Here is a 2956-nt window from a genome sequence, read left to right on the forward strand (position 1 = left end):
CACGCTGTTGAGTTCTCAAGGTGCGGACGCTTCCTTCGTACTGACCCTCTCGGGCTTTCCTCCGGGCGCTTCCTTCGTTTCCGACTCTATCAGATCTTTCCGATCCGATTTCCTCGGTGCTTTCCGGTCCCTTTCGCTTTCGCTCCGGGCCCTTCCGGCGTTTCCGACTCTATCAGATCCTTTCGGTGTCCGATTCCCCGTCAGAAGGGGTTGTCTTTCCGGCTGTTGGGCCGTTCCGACGTCTCAAACTCTAGCGGATTTCCCTGGCGACTCATAATCGAGCCATTCGAAATGAATTTCGGCATGCCGAAAATCGTCCCGAGAGGGAGATCGTGCTGAGGTGAGGTGCCGCGTCAGCGGCGGGAGTGGCTGTCGAAGAACCGTTCCGGCTCCGTGACAACTCGGAGAACACTACGTATCCGCGCGGGGCGTGTCAACCCCCGCCCGGTGAGGCCTGCGGGGCGCTCAGTCCAGGTCCGTCAGGCGGCCGCCGGCGTCGGGCTGGGTGAGCTCCACGCGGCGGAGGAGGCGGATCAGGACGTCTCCCAGGACGCCGCGCTCCTCGGGGGCGAGGTCCTGCAGGAGGTCCTCCTCGAAGTCGGTGGCCATGCGCATGGCCTCCAGCCACTTCGAGCGGCCCTCGTCCGTCAGCTCGACGATCACGCGCACCCGGTTGTTCTCGTCGCGGTCACGGGTGACCAGGCCTTCGCCCGCCATGCGGTCGATGCGGTGGGTCATCGCGGCCGGGGTGAGTCCGAGGCGCTTGGCCAGCTCGCCCGGGCCCAGGCGGTAGGGCTCGCCGGCGAGGACCAGGGTCTTCAGGACCTCCCACTCGGCGTTGCTGATGCCGAGGTCGGCGAGCTGGCGGCCGTACGCCACGTTCATGCGGCGGTTCAGCCGGCCGAGGGCGGAGACGACCTTCTCCACCTGGGGATCAAGATCGCGGAACTCGCGCTGATAGGCGGCGATCTGCTCGTCGAGGCTCGGCTCCTGCGGAGCGGTGTCGGACATGCGGGGAGTATCCCACGGCAGTCGTTGGCGTTGAAGTCCTTCCATGTGTACAGTTAAGCATCGAACTTTAGTATTGAAGTCTTGAGTGTTCAGGGTTACACCTCTGAACCTCCGACCGAAGTGGGTGAGTGTGACCAAGGTGAGGGGCGCCGCGATGCGCCGCATTCAGGCAGGCAGCGCGCTGAGCGCGTTCGGACTCGGCTTCACCGTGCCGTACCTCTATGTGTACGTCGCACAGGTGCGGGATCTGGGCGCGACGACGGCGGGCATCGTCCTCGCCGTCTTCGCCATGGCCGCGCTCGTCGTCCTCCCCTTCAGCGGCCGGGCCGTCGACCGGCGCGGTCCCGTGCCGGTGCTGCTCGTCGCCTCCGTGATCGCGGCCGTGGGGGCCGTGGCCATGGGGCTCGCGGCGAGCGTGCCGGCGGCCGTGGGGGCGGCGGCGCTGCTCGGTGCCGGTACGGCCGTGCTCCAGCCGGCGCTGGCGACGATGATCGTCTGGTGCTCCTCGCCGACCGGCCGTACCCGGGCCTTCGCCCTGCAGTTCTTCCTGCAGAACCTGGGTCTCGGTGTCGGTGGACTCATCGGCGGTCAGCTCGTGGACGAGAGCCGCCCGGGCAGTTTCCTGCTGCTCTTCTCGATCGAGGCGGTGATGTTCCTCGTCCTCGCCGCGGTCGTGGGCACCGTCCGGATGCCGGGCTCCCCGGCGCTGCGCGACACCCGTCCCGCCGAGGGCGGTGCGGGCGGCGGGCTGCGGGCGCTCCTCGGCCACAAGGCGATGGTGCAGCTCTGCGTCCTCGGCTTCGTCCTCTTCTTCGCCTGCTACGGACAGTTCGAGTCGGGTCTCGCCGCCTACGGCACCGAGGCCGCCGGCATCCAGCCGTCGACCCTGGGCATCGCCCTGGCCGCCAACACCGCGGTCATCGTGGTGGCCCAGTTCCTGGTCCTGAAGTTCGTCGAACACCGCAGGCGCACCCGCGTCATCGCGGCCGTGGGACTCATCTGGACCGTGGCCTGGATCTTCGCCGGATACGCGGGGCTCGGGCACGGCAGCCAGGCCATGGCGACGGCGGCCTTCGTCTCCACGTACGCCCTCTTCGGGCTCGGTGAGGCGATGCTGTCGCCGACCGTGGCGCCGCTGGTGGCCGACCTGGCGCCGGAGGCGATGGTCGGGCAGTACAACTCTGCCTTCGCCCTGGTGAAGCAGCTGGCGCTGGCCGTCGGCCCCGCCGTGGGCGGTCCGATGGGCGCGGCCCTCCACGGCCCGTACATCGTGACCTTCGTTCTCTTCTCGCTGGGCATCACCTTCCTGGCGGTCCGGCTCGGCCGGCAGCTCACGCCCGAGCAGAACCAGCCGTCGCTCGCCGCGAAGCCGTCGAAGGTGATCGCACAGCACCGGCCGGAGCGGGAGACGACCGCGGTCTGATCCGGCCCGATCCGGAAGACACCCCCTAACCGGCGCGGGACGGAAGGGCGAACTCGCACCACACCGCTTTGCCGCCGCCCGGAGTGCGGCGGCTCCCCCAGGACGAGGCGATCGTCGCGATGATCGAGATACCGCGACCCGCCTCGTCCTCCGTTTCCGCCCGTCGGCGGCGCGGCAGGTGGTCGTCGCCGTCCGTGACCTCGATGATCAGGCGCCGGTCGGTGCGGCGGAGGCGCAGCCGCATGGGCGGTGTGCCGTGCTGGAGGGAGTTCGCCACCAGCTCGCTGGTGGCGAGGACGCCGAGGTCGCGCAGTTCGACCGGGAAGCGCCAGCTCGCCAGGACACCGGAGGCGAAGGCACGCGCGCGGGGAGCCGCCTCGACACCGCCGAGGAGCTCCAGGGCCGCGTTGTGGAACAGCTCGGCGTCCGCGCCTTCGCGGGACGGGTGCTGGACCACCAGGACCGCCACGTCGTCGTCGTGCTCGGCGGTGACGCCGAGGGAGCGCAGCAGCCTGTCGCAGA

General features: G+C 69.3%; 3 protein-coding genes. 1 reads left to right on the forward strand and 2 read right to left on the reverse strand.

The features are described from left to right. Window positions 1–465: 465 nt before the first annotated feature. Window positions 466–1011 carry a MarR family transcriptional regulator gene (locus tag RIF68_RS32955; protein WP_309055084.1) on the reverse strand — a complete coding sequence of 182 codons (546 nt, stop codon included), beginning with the start codon at window positions 1009–1011 and terminating at the stop codon, window positions 466–468. Between the two features lie 154 nt (window positions 1012–1165). Between RIF68_RS32955 and RIF68_RS32960 the strand changes: the two genes are divergently transcribed. After that, window positions 1166–2434: an MFS transporter gene (locus RIF68_RS32960; protein WP_309055086.1), complete on the forward strand. Its 1269-nt coding sequence runs from the start codon at window positions 1166–1168 to the stop codon at window positions 2432–2434. A 25-nt stretch (window positions 2435–2459) separates the two neighbouring features. Here the strand turns inward: RIF68_RS32960 and RIF68_RS32965 are convergent. Further along, window positions 2460–2956, reverse strand: a 497-nt coding sequence (locus tag RIF68_RS32965; RefSeq protein ID WP_309055088.1) for an ATP-binding protein, incomplete at its 5' end; no start/stop codon positions are given.

Origin of the sequence: Streptomyces sp., assembly GCF_031178505.1 — a bacterium.
Classification (GTDB): Bacteria; Actinomycetota; Actinomycetes; order Streptomycetales; family Streptomycetaceae; genus Streptomyces; species Streptomyces gulbargensis.

What these genes read in the sequence shown, in the direction of transcription:
- RIF68_RS32960 (WP_309055086.1), top strand. Translation starts at nt 1,166, where the DNA reads ATGCGCCGCATTCAGGCAGGCAGCGCGCTGAGCGCGTTCGGACTCGGC.
- RIF68_RS32955 (WP_309055084.1), bottom strand. Translation starts at nt 1,011, where the DNA reads ATGTCCGACACCGCTCCGCAGGAGCCGAGCCTCGACGAGCAGATCGCC.